At 57.7% G+C, this 23,343-nt stretch carries 29 protein-coding genes; 11 read left to right on the top strand and 18 right to left on the bottom strand.

Features of this window, described 5'->3' with window-relative positions; translation table 11 throughout:
- Window positions 1-2: 2 nt before the first annotated feature.
- The 4 genes from nusA to pip form a co-directional block, all read right to left on the bottom strand.
- Window positions 3-1,616 carry a transcription termination factor NusA gene (nusA, locus tag AC2FLG_RS18670; protein ID WP_496707488.1) on the bottom strand — a complete coding sequence of 538 codons (1,614 nt, stop codon included), beginning with the start codon at window positions 1,614-1,616 and terminating at the stop codon, window positions 3-5.
- Window positions 1,616-2,206 (bottom strand): ribosome maturation factor RimP, encoded by a 591-nt coding sequence (gene rimP, locus AC2FLG_RS18665; protein ID WP_496697395.1) that lies wholly within the window; start codon window positions 2,204-2,206, stop codon window positions 1,616-1,618. Before rimP ends, nusA begins: the two co-directional genes overlap by 1 nt.
- 161 nt (window positions 2,207-2,367) lie before the next feature.
- Entirely contained in the window at window positions 2,368-3,189 is an 822-nt protein-coding gene (locus AC2FLG_RS18660) for an ABC transporter substrate-binding protein (RefSeq protein ID WP_496694100.1), read from the bottom strand.
- Window positions 3,186-4,163, bottom strand: a complete 978-nt coding sequence (gene pip, locus AC2FLG_RS18655) for a prolyl aminopeptidase (RefSeq protein WP_142638265.1) — start codon at window positions 4,161-4,163, stop codon at window positions 3,186-3,188. Before pip ends, AC2FLG_RS18660 begins: the two co-directional genes overlap by 4 nt.
- A gap of 48 nt (window positions 4,164-4,211) precedes the next feature.
- On the opposite strand from pip, the gene ubiG reads away from it, so the two are divergent.
- Window positions 4,212-4,958 carry a bifunctional 2-polyprenyl-6-hydroxyphenol methylase/3-demethylubiquinol 3-O-methyltransferase UbiG gene (gene ubiG / locus AC2FLG_RS18650; protein WP_496707487.1) on the top strand — a complete coding sequence of 249 codons (747 nt, stop codon included), beginning with the start codon at window positions 4,212-4,214 and terminating at the stop codon, window positions 4,956-4,958.
- Window positions 4,959-4,960: 2 nt separating this feature from the next.
- Here the strand turns inward: ubiG and AC2FLG_RS18645 are convergent, their stop codons facing one another.
- The 4 genes from AC2FLG_RS18645 to AC2FLG_RS18630 are packed head-to-tail and all read right to left on the bottom strand — an operon-like array spanning window position 4,961 to window position 7,270.
- A complete protein-coding gene (locus AC2FLG_RS18645) occupies window positions 4,961-5,401 on the bottom strand; it encodes a MarR family winged helix-turn-helix transcriptional regulator (RefSeq protein WP_142638269.1) in 441 nt (146 codons plus the stop codon).
- Between the two features lie 15 nt (window positions 5,402-5,416).
- Window positions 5,417-6,247, bottom strand: coding sequence for a carbon-nitrogen hydrolase family protein (locus AC2FLG_RS18640; RefSeq protein WP_496707486.1), 831 nt, complete (start codon window positions 6,245-6,247; stop codon window positions 5,417-5,419).
- The gene (grxC, locus tag AC2FLG_RS18635; protein ID WP_142638273.1) at window positions 6,247-6,504 is read right to left on the bottom strand and encodes a glutaredoxin 3; all 258 of its coding nucleotides are present in this window, start codon (window positions 6,502-6,504) and stop codon (window positions 6,247-6,249) included. The genes AC2FLG_RS18640 and grxC overlap by 1 nt, the downstream gene beginning before the upstream one ends.
- 37 nt (window positions 6,505-6,541) lie before the next feature.
- Window positions 6,542-7,270, bottom strand: a complete 729-nt coding sequence (locus AC2FLG_RS18630; protein ID WP_496707484.1) for a ComF family protein — start codon at window positions 7,268-7,270, stop codon at window positions 6,542-6,544.
- 16 nt (window positions 7,271-7,286) lie between these two features.
- Between AC2FLG_RS18630 and AC2FLG_RS18625 the strand changes: the two genes are divergently transcribed.
- Together AC2FLG_RS18625 and hemH are read left to right on the top strand one after the other, a co-directional pair.
- Window positions 7,287-8,117: a methyltransferase domain-containing protein gene (locus AC2FLG_RS18625; protein WP_496707482.1), complete on the top strand. Its 831-nt coding sequence runs from the start codon at window positions 7,287-7,289 to the stop codon at window positions 8,115-8,117.
- A gap of 57 nt (window positions 8,118-8,174) precedes the next feature.
- Window positions 8,175-9,224 (top strand): ferrochelatase, encoded by a 1,050-nt coding sequence (gene hemH / locus AC2FLG_RS18620; RefSeq protein WP_496707481.1) that lies wholly within the window; start codon window positions 8,175-8,177, stop codon window positions 9,222-9,224.
- Window positions 9,225-9,299: 75 nt separating this feature from the next.
- Here the strand turns inward: hemH and AC2FLG_RS18615 are convergent, their stop codons facing one another.
- Together AC2FLG_RS18615 and AC2FLG_RS18610 are read right to left on the bottom strand one after the other, a co-directional pair.
- A complete protein-coding gene (locus AC2FLG_RS18615) occupies window positions 9,300-9,482 on the bottom strand; it encodes a hypothetical protein (RefSeq protein WP_142638281.1) in 183 nt (60 codons plus the stop codon).
- Between the two features lie 139 nt (window positions 9,483-9,621).
- Window positions 9,622-10,221 carry a L,D-transpeptidase gene (locus AC2FLG_RS18610; RefSeq protein ID WP_281973577.1) on the bottom strand — a complete coding sequence of 200 codons (600 nt, stop codon included), beginning with the start codon at window positions 10,219-10,221 and terminating at the stop codon, window positions 9,622-9,624.
- Between the two features lie 168 nt (window positions 10,222-10,389).
- Between AC2FLG_RS18610 and dalA the strand changes: the two genes are divergently transcribed.
- A complete protein-coding gene (gene dalA / locus AC2FLG_RS18605; protein WP_142638285.1) occupies window positions 10,390-10,905 on the top strand; it encodes a divisome-associated lipoprotein DalA in 516 nt (171 codons plus the stop codon).
- A gap of 50 nt (window positions 10,906-10,955) precedes the next feature.
- On the opposite strand, the gene AC2FLG_RS18600 is transcribed toward dalA, so the two are convergent.
- The 7 genes from AC2FLG_RS18600 to AC2FLG_RS18570 form a co-directional block, all read right to left on the bottom strand.
- A complete protein-coding gene (locus AC2FLG_RS18600) occupies window positions 10,956-11,420 on the bottom strand; it encodes a PTS sugar transporter subunit IIA (RefSeq protein WP_142638287.1) in 465 nt (154 codons plus the stop codon).
- A 60-nt stretch (window positions 11,421-11,480) separates the two neighbouring features.
- On the bottom strand, window positions 11,481-12,044 hold the full coding sequence (gene hpf, locus AC2FLG_RS18595; RefSeq protein ID WP_271950796.1) for a ribosome hibernation-promoting factor, HPF/YfiA family: 564 nt from the start codon (window positions 12,042-12,044) through the stop codon (window positions 11,481-11,483).
- Window positions 12,045-12,296: 252 nt separating this feature from the next.
- On the bottom strand, window positions 12,297-13,055 hold the full coding sequence (gene lptB / locus AC2FLG_RS18590) for an LPS export ABC transporter ATP-binding protein (protein ID WP_142638291.1): 759 nt from the start codon (window positions 13,053-13,055) through the stop codon (window positions 12,297-12,299).
- Window positions 13,055-13,507 (bottom strand): LptA/OstA family protein, encoded by a 453-nt coding sequence (locus AC2FLG_RS18585; RefSeq protein WP_142638458.1) that lies wholly within the window; start codon window positions 13,505-13,507, stop codon window positions 13,055-13,057. Before AC2FLG_RS18585 ends, lptB begins: the two co-directional genes overlap by 1 nt.
- Window positions 13,508-13,549: 42 nt before the next feature.
- Window positions 13,550-14,149 carry an LPS export ABC transporter periplasmic protein LptC gene (locus AC2FLG_RS18580; RefSeq protein WP_142638293.1) on the bottom strand — a complete coding sequence of 200 codons (600 nt, stop codon included), beginning with the start codon at window positions 14,147-14,149 and terminating at the stop codon, window positions 13,550-13,552.
- 11 nt (window positions 14,150-14,160) lie between these two features.
- On the bottom strand, window positions 14,161-15,129 hold the full coding sequence (locus AC2FLG_RS18575) for a KpsF/GutQ family sugar-phosphate isomerase (protein WP_281973575.1): 969 nt from the start codon (window positions 15,127-15,129) through the stop codon (window positions 14,161-14,163).
- A complete protein-coding gene (locus tag AC2FLG_RS18570) occupies window positions 15,126-15,740 on the bottom strand; it encodes a ribonuclease D (RefSeq protein WP_496707479.1) in 615 nt (204 codons plus the stop codon). Before AC2FLG_RS18570 ends, AC2FLG_RS18575 begins: the two co-directional genes overlap by 4 nt.
- 161 nt (window positions 15,741-15,901) lie before the next feature.
- On the opposite strand from AC2FLG_RS18570, the gene AC2FLG_RS18565 reads away from it, so the two are divergent.
- From AC2FLG_RS18565 to AC2FLG_RS18535, 7 genes are all read left to right on the top strand, one after another.
- Complete coding sequence (locus tag AC2FLG_RS18565) at window positions 15,902-17,221, top strand: MFS transporter (protein WP_496707477.1); 1,320 nt, start codon at window positions 15,902-15,904, stop codon at window positions 17,219-17,221.
- 55 nt (window positions 17,222-17,276) lie between these two features.
- On the top strand, window positions 17,277-17,705 hold the full coding sequence (locus AC2FLG_RS18560) for an Lrp/AsnC family transcriptional regulator (protein ID WP_142638301.1): 429 nt from the start codon (window positions 17,277-17,279) through the stop codon (window positions 17,703-17,705).
- Window positions 17,706-17,778: 73 nt separating this feature from the next.
- Window positions 17,779-18,477, top strand: a complete 699-nt coding sequence (locus AC2FLG_RS18555; RefSeq protein ID WP_496707476.1) for a transglycosylase SLT domain-containing protein — start codon at window positions 17,779-17,781, stop codon at window positions 18,475-18,477.
- 69 nt (window positions 18,478-18,546) lie between these two features.
- Window positions 18,547-20,574, top strand: a complete 2,028-nt coding sequence (gene flhA / locus AC2FLG_RS18550; protein WP_496707543.1) for a flagellar biosynthesis protein FlhA — start codon at window positions 18,547-18,549, stop codon at window positions 20,572-20,574.
- Window positions 20,571-21,344: a flagellar biosynthetic protein FliR gene (locus AC2FLG_RS18545; RefSeq protein ID WP_496707475.1), complete on the top strand. Its 774-nt coding sequence runs from the start codon at window positions 20,571-20,573 to the stop codon at window positions 21,342-21,344. The genes flhA and AC2FLG_RS18545 overlap by 4 nt, the downstream gene beginning before the upstream one ends.
- On the top strand, window positions 21,341-22,426 hold the full coding sequence (gene flhB, locus AC2FLG_RS18540) for a flagellar type III secretion system protein FlhB (RefSeq protein ID WP_496707474.1): 1,086 nt from the start codon (window positions 21,341-21,343) through the stop codon (window positions 22,424-22,426). The genes AC2FLG_RS18545 and flhB overlap by 4 nt, the downstream gene beginning before the upstream one ends.
- Complete coding sequence (locus AC2FLG_RS18535; protein ID WP_496703765.1) at window positions 22,426-22,812, top strand: hypothetical protein; 387 nt, start codon at window positions 22,426-22,428, stop codon at window positions 22,810-22,812. Before flhB ends, AC2FLG_RS18535 begins: the two co-directional genes overlap by 1 nt.
- A 17-nt stretch (window positions 22,813-22,829) precedes the next feature.
- Here the strand turns inward: AC2FLG_RS18535 and AC2FLG_RS18530 are convergent, their stop codons facing one another.
- Window positions 22,830-23,339: a flagellar basal body-associated protein FliL gene (locus tag AC2FLG_RS18530; protein WP_496703080.1), complete on the bottom strand. Its 510-nt coding sequence runs from the start codon at window positions 23,337-23,339 to the stop codon at window positions 22,830-22,832.
- Window positions 23,340-23,343 lie beyond the last annotated feature (4 nt).

Genomic DNA, 23,343 nt, shown 5'->3' with positions numbered 1-23,343 from the left:
GATCAGGCCTCGGCTTCCTCGTCGGCCGCTACGCCGTCTTCTTCAGCCTGCTCCAGTTCGGCGGGATCAACCCAGCCCAACATGATGCGTGCGGTCATGACCAGATCCTGCGCCTCTTCCAGCGTTATGCCAAAAGGCTCCAGAACGCCGTCATCCTTGATACGCTCACCATCAACTGTGGTCCAACCACCAGCCAGTTCCCAGTCAGCGCAGGTGGCAAAATCTTCCAACGTTTTCACGTCGTCCTTGGCCAGCGCTTCTACCATCTGGGGTGTCAGACCTTCGAATTCAATAAGGCTGTCCTCGACACCCAACTCACGCGCTGCATCCAGCGCCGCTTTGGCCTGTGCTTCCAGGTGTTCACGCGCACGGGTCTGCAGTTCCTGCGCGGTGCCATCGTCGACGCCGTCAATGACCAACAGCTCGTCGAGCTCGACATAAGCGACTTCTTCCAGGTTGGTAAACCCTTCCGAGACCAGCAGTTGCGCAAAGAACTCGTCCAGATCCAGGCTTTCCATGAACAGGCTGGTGCGGGCTTCGAATTCTTTCTGACGGCGCGCCGATTCTTCGGCCTCGGTCATGATATCAATGTCCAGATTGGTCAGCTGGCTGGCCAAACGCACATTCTGACCGCGACGGCCAATGGCAAGGCTCAGCTGTTCTTCGGGAACCACAACTTCGATCTTGCCCGCTTCTTCATCCAGAACAACCTTGGACACCTCGGCAGGCTGCAGCGCGTTCACCAGGAAGGTGGGCTGATCTTCGTTCCATGGAATGATGTCGATCTTTTCGCCCTGCAGCTCATTCACGACGGCCTGCACACGGCTGCCGCGCATACCAACGCAGGCACCGACCGGGTCGATCGACCCGTCGTAAGAGATCACGGCAATCTTGGCGCGTGAACCGGGGTCACGGGCCACGGCCTTGACCTCGATGATGCCGTCATAGATTTCCGGCACTTCCATCTTGAACAGTTCAGCCATGAATTCAGGCGCGGTGCGCGACAAGAAGATCTGGTGGCCACGAACCTCGCGGCGAACTTCCTTGATATAGGCGCGCACACGGTCATTGGGGCGATAGCTTTCGCGGCCAATCTTGTCGTTGCGGCGCAGAACAGCCTCGGCACCGCCCAGATCGACGATGACATTGCCAAACTCTTCGCGCTTGACCGCTCCGTTGATGATGGTACCTGCGCGATCCTTGAAGTCTTCGTACTGGCGATCGCGCTCGGCTTCGCGAACCTTTTGCAGAATCACCTGCTTGGCGGATTGCGCCGCGATCCGGCCCATTTCGACCGGAGGCACTTCTTCGACATAGACGTTACCGACTTCCGGCGCTTCCATGTATTGCTTGGCCTGCTCGACGGTCATCTCGGCCTGATAGTTCTCAAGCTCCTCATCTTCAACCACGGTGCGGACACGGGTAAAGGTCGCCTTGCCGGTCTTGCGGTCGATGCTGACGCGGATATCCATCTCGGCGCCGTAGCGGCTTTTGGCGGCACGGGCGAGCGATTCTTCCATCGCTTCGACAACCAGACCGGGGTCGATCATCTTTTCGCGGGCCACGGCCTCGGCGGTCTGCAGCAGCTCCAGCTGGTTGGCTGAGGTGATTGCCATCAGTTCGTCTCCTCTTCGGACCCTTCGGTCTCAATCTCGTCGAAAGCGTTTTCGTTCAGGGCACCGGCGTCCTTGCGCTGGCGCAGCATCTCTTTGATCAGATCATCGGTCAGGACCAGCTTGGCATCGCTTAGCCAGTCAAACTGCAAGCCGATGGTGATCGTCTCATCTCCCTCGGAGATATTGATCAACACCTCATCACCTTCGGTCCCGGCCAGCTCACCTTTGAAGCGGCGACGGCCGTCGATCAGTTCGGCGGTTTCAATCTTTGCCTCATAGCCCTCGAACATCTCAAAATCCTTGAGACGTGTCAGAGGCCGGTCGATGCCGGGGCTGGACACTTCCAGCGCATAGGCGTCAAGGATCGGATCTTCGACATCCAACGTGGCACTGACTGCGTTCGATATCTCGGCGCAATCATCCACTTCGATGCCACCATCGGGCTTGTCGGCCATGATCTGCAAGGTGGTCTGCTTGCCGCTCATCAGGCGGATACGGACCAGCTCATACCCCAGATCTTCGATCACTGGGGTGATGATCTCGGCCAGTCTCCGATCGATGGCAGCTTTGGCTATCAGTTCGTTTGTCATCAGCTACTCTACCCTGTCAGTCGGGCACAAAAAAACGGGCGCGCGGCCCGTCGAAATTCCCGGTGGAGCCCCAGACCAGAAGTCTGACACGCCGCTGTTGCAACTGCATATACGCAGGGTTTCCCGAGTCTGCAACCCCCGGCAGGAACGCTGACCGGAATTTACGCCAACCACCACCGTTCAGCAATGCGTCCGTCGTCCAGCGCGCGCGCGCCGCCGATCTGCTGGGGCATACCAACATGAGCAGCAGCAGCCAGCGCAATATCCGATTCGCTGGGGTGAAGGCGCAGACCGCGCAGTCCATTCAAGCCTTCGGATGATGGCAGGGCAGCAATATCCACATAGCCATCCCGCAATGCTTCGGCCCGGACGCGGGCATCAGGAATGACGATAATCTCAAAAGCATCCGCCCAACCGGCCTGAGTGCTCTTATAATGGTCAACGACTTTGCGGCCCAGAAAGTGGCGATCATCCTCAGCCCGTTCGACACGGTAGCATCCGGTGCCATTGGCGATCTGCAGCGGTTTGACGCTCTGACCAGCCCGCGGGATGACAAATTGACTTTCGGCCAGCAGGAAAGGCAGGCCGGGATTAGGCTTGGCCAGTTCAAGGTGCAGCCGGTTAGGGGCCAGCGCTTCGGCGCGCCCGACTTCGGCCAAAACCGCCATCACATCAGCGATATCCAATGCTACGCCGTCGTGGAACACCGCATCATCGCGCAGATCAAACGTCCAGATCCGGGCATCCGTATCGGTCTGCCATCCTGTTGCCAGCTCACCTCGCAAGGTACCGTCCGGTGCGATTTCGGTCAGCGTGTCAAACACCGCCCCCCGTGCAACCTGTTCAAGACTGTCGTCACGCGGCACCGCAAGCCGCAGGGTTCCACCCGGCTTGGGCGTATTCGCCAGTGACGCACCTGTTGCGGCCAACAGCGCCGCAGCGGCACCTGATGCAAACAACGCGCGGCGGTCAATGCGGGTCATGCTACCCCCTCGGCCACGCGGTTCATAATGCGGACCAATTCGGCACTGATGCCGGGTTCAGACAGGGCATGGCCCGCCTGACGGACCATCTTCAATTCGACATTCGGCCAGCGCTCGGCCAGGTTCCAGGCAGAATGCGGTGGGCAGATCATGTCATAGCGGCCCTGAACGATATGGCCGGGAATATGAGCGATCCGATCCATCTGCTCCAGAATCTGCCCGTCCTGATCAAGGAAAGCCCGATTGATGAAATAGTGATTCTCAAGCCGGGCAAAGGCGCGCGCATACTCACCCGGGCTTTCTCCGGTGGATCCGTTCGAATGGATTGACGCCAGCGCATTTTCCCAGGCGGACCAGGCCCGTCCGTACAGAACCTCAGTCGCCCGATCCCCTGAGAACAGGCGTTTGTTATAGGCCCCAATCGTATCGGAAAGCTCTGTCTCGGAGAGCAGAGCGGTGAACTTGGACCATTGCTCGGGCCAGAACTTGCCCGCGCCACCACCATAGAACCAGTCCAGCTCGGCCTGCGTTGCCAGAAACACGCCGCGCAATATCAGCCTATTCACCCGGTCGGGATGCGCCTGCGCATAGATCAACGCCAGGGTTGCGCCCCAGCTTCCACCGAAAACGGCCCAGTCACTGATGTTCAACAGGGTGCGCAGCCGTTCGATATCGGCCACCAGATGCCAGGTAGTGTTGTCTGTGACCGACGCGTGCGGGCGCGAGCGTCCACAGCCTCTCTGATCAAACAGAATCACCCGAAAGACGTCCGGATCGAAATAGCGCCGCATTGCGGGGCTGCATCCGCCACCCGGACCTCCGTGCAACACGACTACCGGCAGGCCATCCGGATTGCCGCATTGTTCCATATAGATAAGGTGACCATCGCCCACATCAACCATGCGCTGATCGAACGGGTCGATCGGCGGGTAAAGATATTGCACTGCGCGCTTTTGGTCCGGGTACTTGTCCATTATGGCCCTATATAGTCCTTAAACGTAAAAGAGCATACGGAGACAGGAATGCAAGCGCATCCGAACACGGTAGACCCGTCCGAGATCGCAAAATTCGAGGCGATGGCAGCAGAATGGTGGGATCCGCATGGGAAATTCAAACCTCTGCACATGCTGAACCCCTGTCGTCTGGATTATATCACACAGCAAATCGCAGGCGAATTTGACCGTGATCTGAAGGCCCCGCGCCCGTTCGAGGGCCTGCGCCTGCTGGATATCGGATGTGGAGGAGGCTTGCTGAGCGAACCCATGGCTCGCCTTGGCGCCGAGGTCGTGGGCGCCGATGCCGCCGAGGGCAACCTGCCCGTCGCCCGCATCCATGCCGAGCAATCGGGGCTTGGGATCGACTATCGCCACACCACTGCCGAGGATATGGCCGCCGCAGGTGAGCAGTTTGATGTGATTCTGAACATGGAGGTGGTCGAACATGTGGCCGACCCGCTCAGCTTTCTGACTGCCACGCGGGATTTGCTGAAACCAGGCGGGCTTGAGATTTGTTCGACCATCAACCGCAACCCGAAATCCTATGCGATGGCTATCTTTGGTGCCGAGGTGATCATGCGCTGGCTGCCGCGCGGCACGCATGAGTGGAACAAGTTCATCACCCCTGGCGAGTTGTTCGACCTGTTGCGTCAAGCCGGGTTGGACCCGGTGGACCGCAAGGGTTTCGTGTTCAACCCGATACTATGGAGCTGGTCGATCTCGGCCCGGGATTTGAGCGTGAATTATGTGACGGCGAGCGTGAAGCCGGGGTGAACCTACTCCCCCTCCAACTGCAATCGCAAATCCCGCAGTACGGGCAGCGTGCTGCGCACCCGCTCCAGCCCCAGCTCTCCGACCACGCGATTGATCAGCGGCGCAATAGAGGAGATCGCCTGATCCCGAGCACTCCGCCCAGCGGGGCTGATGGCGACCATCTTGCGGCGGGCGTCGTCCCAGTCGGGGCGGATGTGGATATATCCGGCCCATTCCAGCTTAGCCAAGGTATTGGTCATGGCACCTCGGGTCACGTGAAACGTATCGGCTAGCTGTGCCGGGCTGCGTTCGTTGCCGACAAAGACAAGATGGTTCAAAACCGAGAAATGCGAAATTTCCATGCCCCTGGGCAGCACCCGGCTGAGCCGGTTCCGCAACAACTGGTCTGCGGTCAGGATCTCGCTGAACAGCGTGACCGCGAGGGCATTGGTATCGTTTGTCATAGTCCAGATTCTGGATCAGGGGCCGTCAAAGGGACGGACATGTGTCAGCGAAGGCACGCGGCTTCGTGCTTCTGTAACAGAACTATCATCCAAATTGAAAAAGTGAATGCCCTGATCGGTCCCTGCGTCGATGACGACCTCTCCCCATGGGGCAACGACCATGCTGTGACCGTAGGTTTTGCGGGTCTTTCCCCTGGTATTAGGGTGTTCACCGGTCTGCGCCGGGGCCAACACCCAGCATCCGTTTTCAATCGCCCGCGCCCGCAACAGCGATTTCCAATGGGCCTCACCCGTGACCGGTGAAAAAGCGGCTGGAACCGTCAGGATATGCGCGCCTGCCTGCGCCAGAGCGGCGTAAAGGCCGGGAAAGCGGATATCATAACAGATACTCAGACCCACCTTGCCGAAATCTGTCTCGGCTATGACCGCCCGTGTGCCGGGACGGTAGTTTTTGGACTCGCGAAACGTCTCGGCCTCGGACACCTGCACGTCGAACATATGGATCTTGTCATACCACGCCACGATCTGCCCCTGAGGATCAATCATGAAAGACCGATTGGCAAACCGACCATCCGCATCATGTGTTTTGATCGCCAACGAGCCGATCAATAACCAGATCCCCAGGCTCGCGGCCTGCTCGCGCAGCCCCGCAAGTGTCAGGTCATCTTCTTCGTATTGCAGAATTTCCCGCTGCCGTGTGGACGAGGTGGACACGCAATTCGTCACCTCGGGCGTCAGAACGAACCGCGCACCCTGCCCTGCCGCTTCGGACATCAGGGCGCGCACCATTTTCTGGTTTTCAGCCGGATCATCCGACGAGGTGATCTGAAGCAGGGCGCTCTTCATCAGGCCGCCAGCAAACCGTCCAGCTTGCCCTGACGTTCCAGCTCATACAGGTCGTCGCATCCGCCCACATGCTGCGATCCGATAAAGATCTGGGGTACGGTCCGCTTGCCACCGGCGCGCTGGATCATTTCAGGTTTGCGTTTTGGGTTCCTCAGCACATCGACTTCCTGAAACTCGACGCCCTTCTGATTCAGCAGCCGTTTTGCAGCGTGACAGAAGCCACAGAGCGGCGAGGTATATATTTCTACCGATTTCATATTCCGTACCTTTGGGTTTCGCACAATCCTGGGCGAGTTAGGTATCCTTGGCAACGCGCGCTAGGGTCAACACAAAAATATGATTTGCCCCGGATGCACGACAGACACGTGCACATGAGGTCAATGTTGCGCCTGATGTCATGACATCATCGACCAGCAGAATATCGCGCGCCTGCATCTGCCGAAGCCGCCTGGGATGCGCTGCAATCGCATTCTCCAGCGTTTCCATGCGCTGTGCGGCTGTTTTTCCATCCAAAACCGGCGTTCTTGTCCGTCGGACCAGAAGGTCCGGACAGGCCTCCAACCCGGTTTGCCGCCCCAGATGCTGCGCCAACAGGGCGGATTGGTTGTACCTGCGTTTCAGCAACCGGGACCAATGCAGCGGTACCGGCGCGATCAGCATGTTCTCGCGAAACAAATCCCGACCCGCCAGGGCCATCCAGCGCGCCGCAGGGCGTGCAAGCTCGGGCCGGTCCCCATGTTTCAGAGCCAGAATCAGGGATCGCGCCTTGCCATCATACAAAAGCGCAGACCGCCCATCGCGCCAAGGGCGCGGCGTTTTCATACAGTCATCACATTCGATTCGGTGGCCATCGGCCTCACCCGGCAAGGGCACGCCGCAGCTTTCACATACAGCGCCACCGATAAAGGGCGTTTCACGCCAACAGGAGCCACAGAGGCCGAAATCCGACGCGGTCAAATCACCGCATCCCAGACAGCGCGGGGGATAGATCATCTGGACAGCGGTTTGAATTCGCTGCCACATGCGATAGTTGCGCCCTATGAAACTGCCTGATTCCAACGCACCCTCACTGTTCGACCGCGCAATCCTTGCACGGCGTCGGTCCCGCGCACGGGAAGATGCCTTGTTCTTGCACCGCGCCACAGTTGACGAGGTTCAGGATCGGCTCGCCTTGGTTAATAAAAGCTTTACGGCCCCGGCGATCGTGACCCCTTTTGCGCAAGTCTGGCAGGATGTGTTGCCAATGGCGCGGATCATCCCGGATAACGAGGTGCTGGACCTGACCCCCGGTGCCCATGATCTGGTGATCCATGCTATGGCTCTGCACTGGGCCAATGATCCGGTTGGGCAGTTGATCCAGTGTCACCGCGCGCTGCAACCTGATGGGCTGTTGCTGGTGATCTGTCTGGGCGGTGAAACCCTGCATGAACTACGCGCCGCGCTTGGGCAGGCCGAGGTTGAGGTCACGGGCGGCCTCAGCCCCCGCATCGCGCCTATGGCCGAGCTGCGCGATCTGGGCGGGTTGCTGCAACGCGCCGGACTGGCCCTGCCAGTTGCTGATACCGCGCGGCTGACGGCGGAATATCGCGATCTGACCCACCTGATGCATGACCTGCGGGCAATGGGTGAAACCAACAGCCTGCAAAACCGCATGAAACACCCCACAAACCGGCAGGTCTTTGCCCGGGCGCAAGACATCTATGCCAATCATTTCAGCACTGATCAGAAACGCCTCAAGGCAACATTCGAGCTGGTCTGCCTAACTGGCTGGTCGCCCGATGAAAGCCAGCCAAAACCGCTGCGTCCGGGCTCGGCCCAGATGCGGCTTGCGGATGCTCTGGGCGCAAGCGAAGGCAAACTGTCCGATTGACGAATGCGGAATTCCGGTTATCTCAGCCCGAAGCAAAGACATCTCAGGAAGTGAAACATGTTTGACGCCACACGCCCCGATCATGCCCCGGCGGATCACCCCAAAGTCAAAACGGGCCGCGTCGGAATCCTGCTGGCCAATCTCGGCACCCCCGACGATTACAGCTATTGGCCCATGCGCCGTTACTTGAACGAGTTTCTGTCGGACCAGCGCGTGATCGACTATCCCAAGTGGAAATGGCAGCCAATCCTGCAGGGGATCATCCTGACCAAACGGCCCTTCAGCTCGGGTGAGGCGTACAAGTCGATCTGGAACCACGACAAGGGCGAAAGCCCGCTGATGACGATCACCAAAGAGCAGACCGCCAAGATGCGTGACGCGATGCAGGCACGCTATGACGACAAGGTCATGGTGGAATTCTGCATGCGCTACGGCAACCCATCGACAAAATCAAAAGTCCGGGAAATGGTCGCAGCGGGCTGCGACCGGATTCTGTTCTTTCCGCTTTACCCGCAATACGCAGGCGCCACGACGGCCACGGCCAATGATCAGTTTTTCCGCGCTCTGATGGATGAAACGTGGCAACCCGCCAGCCGCACCGTGCCCGCCTATTTTGACGAACCCGCCTATATCGATGCTTTGGCCGGGTCTGTGGAAAAAACCTATGCCGCGATGGAAGATAAGCCGGACATACTGGTCTGTTCCTACCACGGCATGCCGGAACGCTACCTGCTACAGGGCGACCCCTATCACTGCCAATGCGCAAAAACGACTCGGTTGCTGAAAGAAAGGTTGGGCTGGTCGGACGACCAGCTTGTATCGACCTTCCAGTCACGATTCGGCCCGGAAGAATGGCTCAAGCCATATACGGTCGACCACGTGGCCGAACTGGCAAAACAGGGTAAGAAGAAGATCGCCGTTATCGCACCAGCGTTTTCCGCCGATTGCATCGAAACGCTGGAAGAGATCAACGAAGAGATCAAAGAGAGTTTTGAGGACGCGGGCGGCGAAAGCTTTACCTATATCCCATGCCTGAACGATGACGAATCGCACATAGCGGCCCTGGGCAAGGTGATCGAGGATAATTTGAAGGGTTGGCTGGACTAAGCCACCCAGTCGACTAGGCACAAAAAAAGGCGGTGGAAAGCTCCACCGCCTTTTCTTTAGATATCGCTTGTCGAATTAGCTTGCTGCAACAGCTGCGGCAACAACAACCAACAGGATCAGCGGCAGGATGATGCCGTTTGACGAACCCTGAGTTTCTTCAACAACAACAGGTGCTTCAACAACCGGCTCTTCCAGGTTGCCTGCATAAGCGGTCGAAGCAGCAGCAGTCAGTGCAGCGGCGAGAACGAGTTTCTTCATATTAACCTCCAGGATACGCACGGTTCCGTATAGTGAAACCATGCACTCAAGACTTACCTCGTGTTTTTTTCTAATCAGCTATCCAACTGGAATGCAAATGGAAGTTGCGTCACAAGCGGGTACCTGCGCGGAAATGTCGTCAAATTAGCAACACTTGCGTGCCAACCTTGGCCATTGAGAACAGTTCGGCAATATCGTTGTTGAAAAGACCGATGCACCCATTCGAAGATCGACGCCCGATTTTGCGCGTATCATGGGTTCCGTGAATTCGGTAATATTTCCAGCTTAGATATAAAGCATGTGTTCCCAATGGGTTATCTGGACCCGGCGGGATATAGTCCGGCCATTCCGGATTTCTTTTCTTCATCGAGGGTGTTGGCGACCAGCTTGGGCCCTCGACCTTGCGGATCACACTGGTCCGGCCGCGGCGCGTCAGCTCTTCGGTCAGGGGAACCGACGACGGGTATAGTTTGTACACCGATTGATCGTCAGACCAGTAATGCAGCGCCCGCGATACTGTATCGACAAGGATAGCGCCGTTTTTCGTGTTGGAAAAATAGGGCTGCCAGTCCAGCGCCCTGAAGCCAGAGATGTTACGGCGCACCGCAGGTTCGTCCTCGGGTGCGGGGCGCAGCGGGTCTCCGGGGGTGTATTGGGCAATCGCAGGCGAGGCGACCAGAGCCGAGACACCCGCGACGAATCCGCGTCGGGTTGTATGAGTAATGCTTTTCTTGACCATGATCGCAGGTCCTTTTCACAGAAAATCTAAAAATCCTGTGCATTTTATTGCCAGAATGCTTCAGTCGCAATTGAAACCGGCAGAATCACGCAGAACAAAGCCATTGTGCGTTTGCCCACAGCCTTCTGTCACGCTATGCCGTATGGCAACACAATAATCAGGTCGATCATGACGCGCATCATTTCATTACTGTTTGCTAGCTTTATTGCACTGGCCGCCTGTACGCCGGGTGGATCCCCAACCTATGGAGCAGATGGGCGCCCCCTGCCAACGGTGTACAAGATCCGTGGCAATCCAGAAAAGCTGCAATTCCGGATGTTGGATTCGGTTAACGCCCTCCGCCAGGCATCGGGCCTTCAGCCGGTACAACTGAATGCTCAGCTCAATGCCGCGGCCGCCACCCATTCCAAGGATATGGCGCGACAGAATCGGCCCTGGCACTTTGGCTCGGACGGATCTTCGCCGTTGGATCGGGCGACGCGCGTCGGCTATTACGGCACCTTCCTCGGCGAGGCGATCTCGGAAACCTATGAGACCGAGACCGAAACGCTGGCCGCCTGGATGCAGGAACCCGGACCGCGAAATGTCATCATGGATGCCAAAGCCACTCAGATGGGCTTTGCCTGGCACCAGGAGAACGGCGGGAAAATCTGGTGGACCCTGGAAATGGGAACCGGCGGTTAAAACGCAAAAGCCCCCGAAAACTGGGGGCTTTTTTATTGCCTTTGGGGCAGTTAAGCCGCCTGGACCGACTGCGCCTCGGTCAGAATTGCATAGAGCTTGACCGGATCAGGATTGGCGCGCAGCTTTGCGCAAACCGACGTATTGCGCAGCGTTCTGGACACCAGCGCAAGCGCCTTTAGGTGGTCCACACCTGCCTCTTCCGGGGCAAACAACGCAAAAGCGACATCAACCGGCTGGCGGTCTACCGCACCGAAATCAATCGGCTTTTCCAGCATTACGAAAACGCCAGCCACTTCGGCCAGATCACCCAGCCGCGCATGTGGCAGGGCGACTCCATGACCAACGCCTGTTGGGCCAAGGCTCTCCCGCTCGAGCAGGCCATCCACAACAACCTGCGCGTCAAGACCAAGGGCCCCCTCGGCAACATCGCCGATTTCCTGAAACAACCGCTTCTTGCTGGAAGCGGCGGACAATACACGTACCGCCTCGGGCTTCAGTATGCTCGAAAGCTCCATGATCACGCTCCATGGCCTTGCCCCTGCTTGCACAGGGGCTTGCCTTGCTATTCTTGCCTGTTACGGATCAATCCAGCCAATGTTGCCGTCCTCACGGCGATACACGACATTCAATCCGTCCTTGTTTTCATTACGGAACACCAGCACCGGGGCGCCGGCTAGTTCCATCTGCATTACGGCTTCACCAACACTCAACGATGGGATCTTGGTTTCCATCTCAGCCACGATCATCGGCTGCAGCGTTTCAGGTTCATCAGCCGACTCTGATTCGTCAGAGGCGAGGATATAAGAGGAAGCACCAAAGAGTTCAACCGGCTCGGATCGGTCCTTGTGATGGTCCTTGAGGCGGCGCTTATACCGGCGCAACTGCGTTTCCATCTTGTCACAGCAGGCCTCGAATGCTGCGTAGATTTCGATAGCGTGGGCCTTGGCCTGCGCAGTCAGGCCGGTCGAAAGATGCACGGTGGCTTCGCAAACATACTCATGCGCAGAACGGGAAAAGACGACATTGGCGTCGGTCGGGCGCTGGGCATATTTTCCAACAACCTCCCCTAGCTCGGTCTGCACATGGGTCTGCAGTGCCTCGCCGATGTCGATCTGTTTTCCGCTAATTTGGTAACGCATGTGATCTCCTTCACAATTCACACCCATTTTGACGCTGCGTTACGCAGCGCACGTGTTTTTATCGGGTGGGGGATATCGGCATATTCCGCAGTTGCTGAGAAAAGTACCCCTTAGCAAAGGTGCACCGCGATCCCGACTGGAACTGAAGAAATGCCATAACCCAATTGAGGCAAGAGACGGCGGCAGAGTCAATCAAAACAGGCGTGTATATACGTGATTTCAGCCATGCGCTGGGCGCAATTCCGCGCAAGCCTATGAAATACGGAAGTTTTCGCCCAAATAGACCCGGCGGACATTTTCGTTCTCGACGACTTCATCCGGCGTGCCCGACATCAGCACCTGACCATCATGCAGGATATAGGCCCGGTCCACGATTTCCAGTGTTTCGCGCACGTTATGGTCAGTGATCAGCACGCCGATGCCGCGCTTTTTCAGGTCCGCTACCAGATGGCGGATATCGCCGACGCTGATCGGGTCTACGCCAGCAAATGGCTCGTCCAGCAACAGATATTTCGGATCAGCCGCAAGACAACGGGCAATTTCGACACGGCGACGCTCGCCACCGGACAATGCCAATGCCGGGGCGCGGCGCAGATGTTCGATCGAAAAATCGGACAACAGCTCTTCCAGCCGCTCTTTCCTGCGATGGCTGTGCTTCACGGTGATGTCCAGAACGGCGGCAATGTTGTCCTCGACACTCATCCCGCGGAAAATCGACATCTCTTGTGGCAGATATCCGATCCCAAGCCGCGCGCGCCTATACATCGGCAGGGTCGTCACGTTTTGGCCGTCAATGGTCACAGTGCCAGCTTCTGGAAAGACAAGCCCGGCGACCGAGTAGAACGTTGTGGTCTTGCCTGATCCGTTCGGGCCCAACAAGGCAACCACCTCGGACCGGCCCAACGTCATCGAGACTTCGCGTATCACGGTCTTCTTACGGTATGATTTCCGCAGTTTCTCGATCCTGAGGCCGGAACCGCCTTCGGCCACAGACAAATTCGGACGCTCCATCAGTTGCTATCCGGATTCAGAATGGTTTTGACGCGGCCAGTCATCTTTGCCGTTCCGGTCGTCAGATTGGCATTCATCTGATCGCCGCTGATAACGCTGGGGCCTTGCGTCAAAAGCACATTCCCGCGCATCACGATTTCGCCCGAGTCGATTGTGTATTCGGCCCAGTCGCCTTCGGCTGCATCAGGCGGGCTGACAAGAACCACATCATTTGTCGCCTCCATCCGCTCGATTCCGGACCTGTCGGCGTTGTAGATGACCAGGACCCGCTCGGCGGTCAGGCGCATCTCACCCTGCACGATCAGGACGTTACCGATAAACTCGGCCGTGCCGTCTTCTTGATTGACGTTTAGGGATTCCGAGGTGACCTCGACCGGCTGGCTTGGATCCGCCTTGGCTGACCCGAAGGCGACCTGCGTTTCCTGTGCCGACGCCGAAAAGGCACCGACCATCAGCGCAAAACTAACAACAGCAAATCGCAAATCAATCACGGCTTATCTTTCTGTTTTTTCAGGCTCGTATACCAGCTTAACACCATCTGTAAAAAGAATATGGACCGGCCCATCCTTTTTTTCGGTTCCAAATGTCATGCGTCCCGCGGAAAAATCTCCGATGATGCCGGTGCCATCGACCTGACCCGGAGTGTCGCCGCGGATTTCATCCAGAGAGGTATTCAGAAGATCAGTTCTGACCTGAATTCCGTCTGTCGTCGTTATCAGGACGTCCCCAACAAACGTTGCGGAATTCTTGTCCGGGCGGATCATACCGGAATTTGAATCCATCGTTATGACGCCGCCATTCAACAATCCCAACCGCCCTCTAAATTCGGCAGTCGTGGGCAATGACCCTTCGCGCCCCTGGGTCGCTTGGGCCGCCTGAATTTGAACTTCCTCGCCTTTTCTGGTTGTTCCAAGATAATGGGGTTGGGTCACCACTTGGTCGGCCAGACGTTCATCTATGTCTTTTTGGGTAAACGGAACGGACACGCTGGTTTCGATGCTGCGTGACAGCAGGAAAACCGTCGACAGCAGCACAATGGCTGCCAAAGGCAGCAACACCTTCAGAAATTGCACCATCCGGGAATGTCCGTCCATCGAACGCCCCTCTACCCCAAACCAACGCGCAGGCAATCGTGGATATGCAGCACGCCCAAGGCCTGGCGATCACTACCCTCCTCGACCACAAACAAAGAGGTGATCTTGCGGTCATTCATGATGGCCACCGCCTCTTCGGCCAACGCGCCGGGCGGGATGGTTGTTGGGTTCTGCGTCATCACCTGCTCGGCCGTTTTGCCCAGCAAGCCCTCCATATGACGCCGCAGATCGCCATCGGTGATGATGCCCACCACCTGACCTTGCGGATCGGTAACCCCGGCAACGCCAAAGCCCTTGCGGCTGATCTCGATCAGCGCATCGCTCATAGGTGTTCCGACCGAAACCAGCGGCAACGCATCGCCCTTGTGCATCAGATCCTGCACCGTGCTCAGCTGTGCACCTAGTTTTCCACCGGGATGAAAGGCACGGAAATCTTCGGGTTTGAAGTTGCGATACTTCATCAACGCTATCGCTAGCGCGTCGCCCATGGCCAAAGTCAACGTCGTGGAGATCGAAGGCACCATGCCATAGCCGCAGGCCTCGCCCAGTGACGGGATCAAAAGATGCACGTCTGCCTGTTTCATCAGCGTGCTTTCCGGCTTGCTGGACAGGCCAATCAGTGGAATGCCAAAGCGGCGGGTAAAAGCCAGCAGGTTGGCAAGCTCTGGCGCTTCGCCCGAATTCGAGATGGCCAGAACCACATCGCCTTTTGAAACCATGCCCAGATCGCCATGGCTGGCCTCGGCCGGGTGCACGAAATAGGCCGGTGTACCGGTGCTGGCCAGCGTGGCCGCGATCTTGTGCCCGATATGACCCGACTTGCCGATGCCGCTGATGATGATGCGGCCCGAGGCCTGCAAAATCAGCTGAACCGCTTGGGCAAAATGTTCATCCAGACCGTCGGCCAGTACCTCCAGCGCGCGGGCCTCGTCTGTCACCACCTGACGGGCGGTTCTCAGAAATGCTTCGGTATCAGTCATGAGTGCGCAAAAATATCCGTTTCTGGCCATCCGGCGAGATCGAGTTTCGCACGCATCGGCAAGAAGTCAAAACAGGCCTGCGCCATCTCGGCCCGGCCCTCTCGCGCCAGGCGCTTGTTCAACTCCTCCCGCAGGCGGTGCAGATACAGAACATCCGAGGCGGCATAGTCCAGCTGCGCCTCGCTCAATGTTTCGGCGCCCCAGTCGCTCATCTGTTGTTGTTTCGAAATATCGACGCCGATCAGCTCACTGCACAGGTTTTTCAGCCCGTGCCGGTCGGTATAGGTGCGCACCAGACGGCTGGCGATCTTGGTGCAATAGACTGGCGCGGCTAACGCACCAAAGGCGTGATACATCGCGGCAATGTCGAAACGACCAAAATGGAACAGTTTCAGCACATCCGGGTTTTCCAGCATGGCACGCAAGTTCGGTGCCTCGGTCTGGCCCTTTTCGACCTGAACGATATGCGAATTGCCATCACCGCCCGACATCTGGATCACGCAGAGGCGGTCGCGATGCGGGTTTAGACCCATGGTTTCACAGTCAATGGCCACCACCGGCCCCATATCCAACCCGTCCGGCAGGTCGTTTTTGTACAAATAGTTAGCCACCCGAGTATTCCTTTGCGCGGTATCGCCACCGAGATAGGCGCTTTATTCCCTAAACTCAACGCCATCCCTGTACGCCAGCCGGTTGCCGCTGTCACAGTTGGTCAAGACCTAAACGAAGGTTTGGGGTGACAGAGCCTTTAGACTGCGGCAGATATCAATCAATGTTAAGCGTTCTTAGAAACCGGACCTATCGCCACCTGTTGGCCGCGCAGATCGTAGCCCTGACGGGCACTGGGCTGGCCACGGTCGCGCTGGGTCTGTTGGCCTTTGAACTTGCAGGGGATGCGGCCGGGCTGGTGTTGGGCACCGCGATGACCATCAAAATGGTGGCCTATGTCACGGTTGCGCCATTGGCAGCCGCGTTTGCCGAGCGGCTGGACCGGCGCAAGATGTTGGTGGTGCTTGACCTGATCCGTGCGGCTGTCGCGCTGTGTCTGCCTTTTGTGACCGAGGTCTGGCAGGTCTATGTCCTGATTTTCGTGCTGCAATCCGCCTCGGCCGGATTTACCCCTGCATTTCAGGCTACAATCCCCGATGTACTGACAGATGAGCGCGAATACACCCGCGCCCTGTCCCTATCGCGGATGGCATATGATCTGGAGAGCCTGCTAAGCCCCGTATTCGCCGCAGCCCTGTTGTTGTTGGTCAGCTTCAACAGCCTGTTCTGGGGCACCGCCCTGGGATTTATCGCTTCGGCGCTGCTGGTGGTGTCGGTGGCTTTGCCATCACCCAAACCAAGTAAGCCGCGCGGGATATACGAACGGACAACACGTGGCATACGCATCTATTTGAACACACCCCGGCTGCGGGGCCTTCTTGCCCTGAGTTGGAGCGCGGCAGCACTCAGCTCAATGGTGATCGTCAACACTGTGGTCATCGTGCGATCAGATCTGGGGCTGTCGGAAAGCGCCGTTGCCGCTGCGCTGGCCGGTTTTGGTGGCGGCTCTATGCTTGCCGCTTTTATCCTGCCCCGGATGCTGGACCGGATCGAGGATCGAAAGGTCATGTTGGCCGGCGCCCTTCTGTGCTGCGTCACCATGGCCGGAGCCGCCGCGATATTTGCGACAACCCCGCTGTCTTTGGGTCTGTTGATCGTTTTGTGGGCCCTAGCTGGCTTTGGCTATTCCACCACGCTGACGCCGTCTGGCCGCCTGCTGACCCGCTCGGCCCATCCCGAAGACCACCCCGCCGTCTTTGCGGCCCAATTCACGCTGTCTCATTGCTGTTGGCTGGTGCTGTATCCTCTGGCAGGCGGGCTGATGACCCTGTTTGGGGCCACAACCGCCCTGAGCTTTATGGCGGCGATGTCCTTTCTGGGTATTATCGGTGCGGTCACCCTTTGGCCGCGTTCTGATCTGCATTCGGTGATCCACGACCATCCTGACCTGCCGCGTGACCACCCGCACATGGCCGGCCCGCCACCGCATGCTCATCCCGTCATAATAGACGACCTGCACCCCCGTATCCCGCGTGAGCCTTGAGCCCTGCTGCCGTTTTGCCCTAAACCGGAAAAACCAGACCCGCACCGGAGCGCCAATGGATCAGCTTGACCGCCGCATCATCTCAGTCCTGCAACATAATGCCCGCGAGTCGACCACAAAAATCGCGGCAAAACTGGGCGTTGCCCGGACAACCGTGCATGAACGCATCAGCCGGATGGAAGAACGCGGCATCATTGCCGGCTATTCCGTGATCCTGAACAGCCCCGAAGATGCCCCCCGCGTCCAGGTTGTCGTTCTGCTCGAGGTCCAACAGAAGGAAACCACCCGTATCATCAAGCGGCTCGAGGCCTATCCCGAGGTTAAACTCTGTCTTTCGATCAACGGTGACTTTGACCTGCTGTTGACCGCTGACGCGCCAAGGATCGAGGATCTGGATATTCTCGTTGATGATCTGGCACGAATCCCCGGTGTTCTGCGCACCAATACGAGCGTTGTTTTTGGCCGGCGGATTGATCGAATCTGATTGACTGATAACCCTCTGTAAACCAAGGCAAGGCTAGCGTGGCCCGGATTGATCAGAATCCCGGACCGGCAGAATGCCAAATCGCCTATTCATTGTCATAGCATGTGTTGCGTTGCTTCTGGCAGCGCGTCAGAGCTTTGCGGGCGCGGAGGCCCGGATGTCTCAGACATGTGATCAGGCCGCCCGCCGCGCGGCCCTCGCCCAAGACATACCGCTTGATGTTTTGCGTGCCATAACGCGGGTTGAAACTGGCCGCGCGATCAAAGGCCGACTTGAGCCTTGGCCATGGGCAATCAATGTCGAAGGGCGCGGCCATTGGTTCCAATCTGAGCTGGAGGCTAAAGCCTATGTCGCGGATATTTTCCAAGCCGGAAAGCGCAGCTTTGATATCGGGTGCTTTCAAATCAACTATCGCTGGCACGGGCAGGCCTTTCAGTCGATCGATGCCATGTTCGACCCCGAGACTAACGCCAGCTACGCGGCGCAGTTTCTGAAACAGCTTTACGCCGAACTTGGGTCATGGTCGGCAGCGGCAGGTGCCTACCACTCGCGAACCCCGGCTTTGGCAAAAGCCTATTCCAGCCGATACAAGAATGTTCACGCGCAGCTTGATCCGGCCCCGGCAGTGCAAACCGCACGCATGTCGCGTGACCCTTTCACACAATCCGCCACACCGCTGTTTCCGGTGCTAACGACCCAGTTTCCGACCGGTGCGATGGGCTCTTTGATGCCCGCATCGGACACCCAAACAGCCTTTATCATCTTCAACTAGGAGAATTACGTGCCCAGACTTGACGTCCGTTCCCTGTTTTCTCCGACCGTATTGCTGGCGCTTGCGCTGATGACCGTCATCGTCATGATGATCCTGCCCATGCCGTCCTGGGTTCTGGATGTCGGGCTGGCCACATCCTTTGCCCTGGCAATCCTGATTTTCACGCTGACCCTGTTTATCGAGCGGCCGCTGGATTTCTCTTCCTTCCCGACCATCCTTCTGGGGTCATTGATGCTCCGGCTGTCGTTGAACGTCTCATCAACCAAGCTGATCATCGGTCAGGGGCACACCGGCCCCAATGCCGCTGGTAACGTGATTGAGGGGTTCGCAAGCTTCGTCATGGGCGGCAGCATATTCCTGGGCCTTGTCGTGTTCGGCGTCCTGTTGATCGTGAACTTTATGGTCATCAACAAAGGCGCGGCCCGCATGGCCGAAGTTGGTGCGCGATTTGCCCTGGATGGGATGCCGGGGAAACAGCTGGCCATCGACAGCGATATGTCCGCGGGCGCCATCGATCATCAAGAGGCCAAGGAACGGCGCGAACGGGAACAACAGGAAACCACCTTTTTTGGCTCGCTCGACGGGGCGTCGAAATTCGTCAAAGGAGACGCGGTTGCCGGGCTTTTGATCACCCTGCTGAATCTGGTCATGGGTCTGGTCATGGGCGTGATCGTGCATGGGATGCCGGTGTCATCGGCGTTCGAAACCTACGCCATCCTGACTGTTGGCGATGGCTTAGTCTCGCAGATACCGGCTGTGATCATCTCGATCGCCTCCGCTTTGCTTCTGGCACGTGGTGGCACGCAGGGCGCAACTGACACCGCCATCTTATCGCAACTGGGGCGCCACCCGGCCGCGCTGGGCACTGTTGCCGGTCTGATGGTGCTGTTCGCCCTGGTTCCGGGTCTGCCGTTTCTGCCCTTTATTCTAGGGGCCTGCGTTTTGGGCTACGCCGCCTATGCGGTGCACCGAAAACAGCACCAGCGAGAAACTCCGGCACAAACCGCGTCGACCGAGGCAGACGAAGCGGTATCACAAGCGATTGGCGATATTCTCGACCTCGATGATGTTCACCTGGAATTCGCACCGGATCTGGTCAGCATGGTCCTGAACCAGGGCACCGGACTGGATGCACGCATTGCGAATATGCGGACCTATGTCGCCTCGACCTTTGGATTGATCCTGCCCGATATCCGTCTGACCGATCGGGCCGAGCTGCCGATGGGGACATATGTGATCAAGGTGCACGGCGTGGAACAGGCCCGCGGTGCCCTGAACCCCGATCTGATCTTGGCGCTTGTTCAGGACGGGCACGATCTTTTGCCCGAGGGGAGGGATGTCACCGAACCCGTCTATGGTGCGCCTGCACGTTGGATCCTGCCCAAGGATCAAGAGGCCGCAGCAATGAGCGGCGCTACGATTGTCTCACCCCCGGAAATACTGGCCACGCATCTGCTGGAAATCATCAAACAGAACTTCTCGCGTCTGTTGACGCTGAAGGCGCTACGCAGGCTGCTATCAGAAATGGCCCGGCTCAGCGACCCGGTCCGGGCCGAGGCAAACAGGAAACTGCTGGACGAGTTGATCCCCGACAAGGTTCCAATCGACACGCTTCACGCAGTCCTGCGCCTTTTGCTGGACGAACGGGTTTCGATACGCAATCTGGCGCTTATCCTCGAAAGCATCGCCGAGGCGCGCCTGACCACCACCCAACCCGAGGGGATTTGCGAACTGGTGCGGCAGCGACTTGGGTTCCAGCTTGTGGCTGACATGAAACGCGAAGACGGGTCGATCCCGCTGATCCAGCTGGCACCGGAATGGGAAGACACATTTGCCACCTATCAGGTCGATGCGCCCAATGCCGGGCTGGATGTCGCCCTGCCGCCGAACCTGTTCAACAAGCTTGCAGACGGCGTGGTGGACAGTGTCTCACATTCTGCTGACCATGGCATCTTTCCCGCGGTCGTGACCTCGACCCGGCGCCGCAGGCTGCTGCGTACGATCATGCATGCGCGCGGCGTGTCCAATCCGGTCCTGTCATTTGAGGAAATCGGGCTCGAGGCGCGGCCCGCACTTGTAGGCACGGTACCCGCATGATCGCCCTCCCACCCGAACTCTTGTCGCACCTGGGCTCTGGGGCCTGGCATTTCTTTGGTGTTTTCCTACGCGTTTCGGCAATGGTATCCTTGATGCCCGCATTCGGGGAACGCAGCATCCCCACCCGTGTCAAACTTGGCACTGCCGTTGCCTTTACGTTGATCGTGGCACCGGCAGTGCCGACAAAGGAATTCGATCCCGAATTCCTGTCCATGGTCCAGCTGATCACCACCGAAACTCTTGTCGGAATGGCGCTGGGGATGGCGCTGCGCATCTTTGTTCTGACCCTGCAGACGGCAGGGTCCATCGCCGCACAGGCAACGTCACTCTCGCAAATTCTGGGCGGGGCAGCGGCTGATCCGGTTCCGGCCATGGGCTATCTGCTGACATTGGCCGGGTTGACCCTTGCCGTATTGCTTGGCCTGCACATCCGCTTGGCAGAGTTCCTGGTCCACAGCTACGATCTGTTTCCCACCGGAACCACACCTGCAGCGCCGGATTTGTCGCAATGGGGCGTGGAACGGGTCTCGTACAGTTTCAGCCTGGCATTCGCACTGGCGATACCTTTTGTGATTGCCTCTTTGATCTACAACCTTGCGCTTGGTGTCATCAACCGCGCCATGCCACAGCTGATGGTGGCATTTATCGGTGCCCCGGCCATCACGTTTGCGGGGCTGTTCCTGCTGTTCGCCGGTGCGCCTCTGATCCTGTCGGTCTGGTCCGATGCCCTGTTTGATTTCATGCAGAACCCGCTGAAAGATCCGAGATGAGCGGACAGGACGACGACAGCGACAAGTCATACGACCCGACGCCGCAAAAGCTTCTGAAAGCACGGGAAAAGGGTGAGGTCGCCAAGTCAAACGACTTGTCTGTTGTCGCGGCTTATGTCGGGCTGCTCATAGGTTTGCTTTTGGCAGGCAAGATTGGTGTTCAGCATCTGGGAACATTGTTTGTCGTTCTGATCGACCAATCCGACAAGATCGGCACCATGTTGACGGCTGGCCCGGCTGACAGCCTGGTGGGTGGGATGCTGGGCAAGGCCGCAATCTCAATGGCAACGATATTTGTTCTTCCCGCCACTGCGGTTTTGCTAAGCCTGATCGCCCAAAAGGCCCTGGTTTTTGCCCCCAGCAAGCTGCAGCCCAAGCTGTCTCGAATTTCGATCCTCTCCAACGCCAAGAACAAATTCGGGCGCGGCGGTCTGTTCGAATTTGCCAAAAGCTTTGCGAAGCTGCTGATCTACTGCGTCTGCCTGTTAATGTTTCTGCGCGCCAACCTGCCCGAGATTCTGACCGCCAGCGCTGCGCCGCCGCAATCGTCGATCGTCTTGATGATGAATCTTTTATTCCGGTTCCTCTTCATCGTCGTCACCATCGCACTGGCCATCGGAGTCGTCGACTATATGTGGCAATACTCCGAACATATGCGCAAAAACCGGATGTCCCGCAAAGAAATTCAGGACGAGACCAAAGACGCCGAAGGCGACCCGCATGTCAAACAACAGCGCCGCCAGCGCGCGCAGGAAATTGCGGCAAATCAGATGATGGCGGATGTCCCAACTGCGGATGTAGTCATCGTGAACCCGACCCATTATGCGGTGGCTCTCAAATGGCAGCGGACGGCCGGCTCCGCACCGACATGCGTGGCGAAAGGTGTCGACCAGATTGCCGCCGCCATCCGCGCCTCGGCCGCCGAGGCCGGGGTTCCGATCCACTCGGATCCCCCCACCGCACGGGCCCTTCATGCGACCGTCGAAATCGGGAATGAGATCGCCCCCGAACACTATCGCCCTGTCGCTGCGGCCATTCGCTTTGCCGAAGCCATGCGCAAGCGCGCGAAGGACAGAATTTGATGCGGTTTACCGGACTTACCGATCTGAAGCGTTTATCCGACGCGGCCTTCCAAAAAGAGCAACAGACCTTGCGCCCATATATCGAAGCCGAGGCCGAGATTTTGCAAAAACTGAGCCGATTGGACGCACAGCTTCAGCAGACCCTACAAAACAGCGGCCAAGCTGATGGATATCAGGTCACCGGCACTGATGTTCTGTGGCGTGGATGGGAAGAGGCAACCCGACGAAAACTCAATACAGACCTCGCGCGCGTCCGAGCGCAAAAGCTAACCAAGATGCAAGCCTTGCGGAAAGCGTTCGGACGCAAACAGGCCCTAGGACAGCTGATTGAAGAACAACAAAAGGCCCGCCGAGACATGCTTATGAAAAAGCGATCGCGGCAATAAGCGGGCCGAAACAGGCTTCAAGTATCCTGACGGTTAACACTCATGATCAGGACTTGCAGCACGTCATCACCCAAATCCTTCTTGGCGACCTGCAGCAAAGCCTTTCGGACCAAATCCAGATTGTCGGATTCCGTAAAGTTGCCGTTGAAACCACCGGTATTTGCGTGATCGAACAGAACCTGCAGAAACCCATCTCTCAACTTTGGCTCAAACTCATAAATCGTTTCAGCAACGCCGGGTTTGGTTTCCAGGCTCAGCGACATTGTGACCAACGCGGCAATCCGGTCGGACTTCACGACCGGGATCACAAACTGTTTCGTCATCTTCAGATATTCATACTTGCTGGACGCATCCTTTTTGTCCGACTTGGTCTTAGTGGCCTTCTCCTTGGCTTTCTTGGGTTCGGCGGCAGCGGATTTATCCATGTCACCATCTTTGGTTTTTCCAGAAGGAGACATGGCAATTCCCGCACCAATTCCACCGCCCAGGCCAACAAGCAGAAACAATATAGGAATTAGATTTTTCATTGTT

This window comes from Ruegeria sp. CDSA193 (assembly GCF_059611885.1).
Note: the sequence above shows the minus strand (reverse complement) of the source record. Positions and strands in the feature narration are given on the sequence as shown.

Bases quoted from the DNA above. Each gene is read 5' to 3' on its own strand.
- nusA (WP_496707488.1), bottom strand. From the start codon at position 1,616: ATGGCAATCACCTCAGCCAACCAGCTGGAGCTGCTGCAGACCGCCGAG.
- rimP (WP_496697395.1), bottom strand. From the start codon at position 2,206: ATGACAAACGAACTGATAGCCAAAGCTGCCATCGATCGGAGACTGGCC.
- AC2FLG_RS18660 (WP_496694100.1), bottom strand. From the start codon at position 3,189: ATGACCCGCATTGACCGCCGCGCGTTGTTTGCATCAGGTGCCGCTGCG.
- pip (WP_142638265.1), bottom strand. From the start codon at position 4,163: ATGGACAAGTACCCGGACCAAAAGCGCGCAGTGCAATATCTTTACCCG.
- ubiG (WP_496707487.1), top strand. From the start codon at position 4,212: ATGCAAGCGCATCCGAACACGGTAGACCCGTCCGAGATCGCAAAATTC.
- AC2FLG_RS18645 (WP_142638269.1), bottom strand. From the start codon at position 5,401: ATGACAAACGATACCAATGCCCTCGCGGTCACGCTGTTCAGCGAGATC.
- AC2FLG_RS18640 (WP_496707486.1), bottom strand. From the start codon at position 6,247: ATGAAGAGCGCCCTGCTTCAGATCACCTCGTCGGATGATCCGGCTGAA.
- grxC (WP_142638273.1), bottom strand. From the start codon at position 6,504: ATGAAATCGGTAGAAATATATACCTCGCCGCTCTGTGGCTTCTGTCAC.
- AC2FLG_RS18630 (WP_496707484.1), bottom strand. From the start codon at position 7,270: ATGTGGCAGCGAATTCAAACCGCTGTCCAGATGATCTATCCCCCGCGC.
- AC2FLG_RS18625 (WP_496707482.1), top strand. From the start codon at position 7,287: ATGAAACTGCCTGATTCCAACGCACCCTCACTGTTCGACCGCGCAATC.
- hemH (WP_496707481.1), top strand. From the start codon at position 8,175: ATGTTTGACGCCACACGCCCCGATCATGCCCCGGCGGATCACCCCAAA.
- AC2FLG_RS18615 (WP_142638281.1), bottom strand. From the start codon at position 9,482: ATGAAGAAACTCGTTCTCGCCGCTGCACTGACTGCTGCTGCTTCGACC.
- AC2FLG_RS18610 (WP_281973577.1), bottom strand. From the start codon at position 10,221: ATGGTCAAGAAAAGCATTACTCATACAACCCGACGCGGATTCGTCGCG.
- dalA (WP_142638285.1), top strand. From the start codon at position 10,390: ATGACGCGCATCATTTCATTACTGTTTGCTAGCTTTATTGCACTGGCC.
- AC2FLG_RS18600 (WP_142638287.1), bottom strand. From the start codon at position 11,420: ATGGAGCTTTCGAGCATACTGAAGCCCGAGGCGGTACGTGTATTGTCC.
- hpf (WP_271950796.1), bottom strand. From the start codon at position 12,044: ATGCGTTACCAAATTAGCGGAAAACAGATCGACATCGGCGAGGCACTG.
- lptB (WP_142638291.1), bottom strand. From the start codon at position 13,055: ATGGAGCGTCCGAATTTGTCTGTGGCCGAAGGCGGTTCCGGCCTCAGG.
- AC2FLG_RS18585 (WP_142638458.1), bottom strand. From the start codon at position 13,507: ATGGTCGGTGCCTTTTCGGCGTCGGCACAGGAAACGCAGGTCGCCTTC.
- AC2FLG_RS18580 (WP_142638293.1), bottom strand. From the start codon at position 14,149: ATGGACGGACATTCCCGGATGGTGCAATTTCTGAAGGTGTTGCTGCCT.
- AC2FLG_RS18575 (WP_281973575.1), bottom strand. From the start codon at position 15,129: ATGACTGATACCGAAGCATTTCTGAGAACCGCCCGTCAGGTGGTGACA.
- AC2FLG_RS18565 (WP_496707477.1), top strand. From the start codon at position 15,902: ATGTTAAGCGTTCTTAGAAACCGGACCTATCGCCACCTGTTGGCCGCG.
- AC2FLG_RS18560 (WP_142638301.1), top strand. From the start codon at position 17,277: ATGGATCAGCTTGACCGCCGCATCATCTCAGTCCTGCAACATAATGCC.
- AC2FLG_RS18555 (WP_496707476.1), top strand. From the start codon at position 17,779: ATGCCAAATCGCCTATTCATTGTCATAGCATGTGTTGCGTTGCTTCTG.
- flhA (WP_496707543.1), top strand. From the start codon at position 18,547: ATGACCGTCATCGTCATGATGATCCTGCCCATGCCGTCCTGGGTTCTG.
- AC2FLG_RS18545 (WP_496707475.1), top strand. From the start codon at position 20,571: ATGATCGCCCTCCCACCCGAACTCTTGTCGCACCTGGGCTCTGGGGCC.
- flhB (WP_496707474.1), top strand. From the start codon at position 21,341: ATGAGCGGACAGGACGACGACAGCGACAAGTCATACGACCCGACGCCG.
- AC2FLG_RS18535 (WP_496703765.1), top strand. From the start codon at position 22,426: ATGCGGTTTACCGGACTTACCGATCTGAAGCGTTTATCCGACGCGGCC.
- AC2FLG_RS18530 (WP_496703080.1), bottom strand. From the start codon at position 23,339: ATGAAAAATCTAATTCCTATATTGTTTCTGCTTGTTGGCCTGGGCGGT.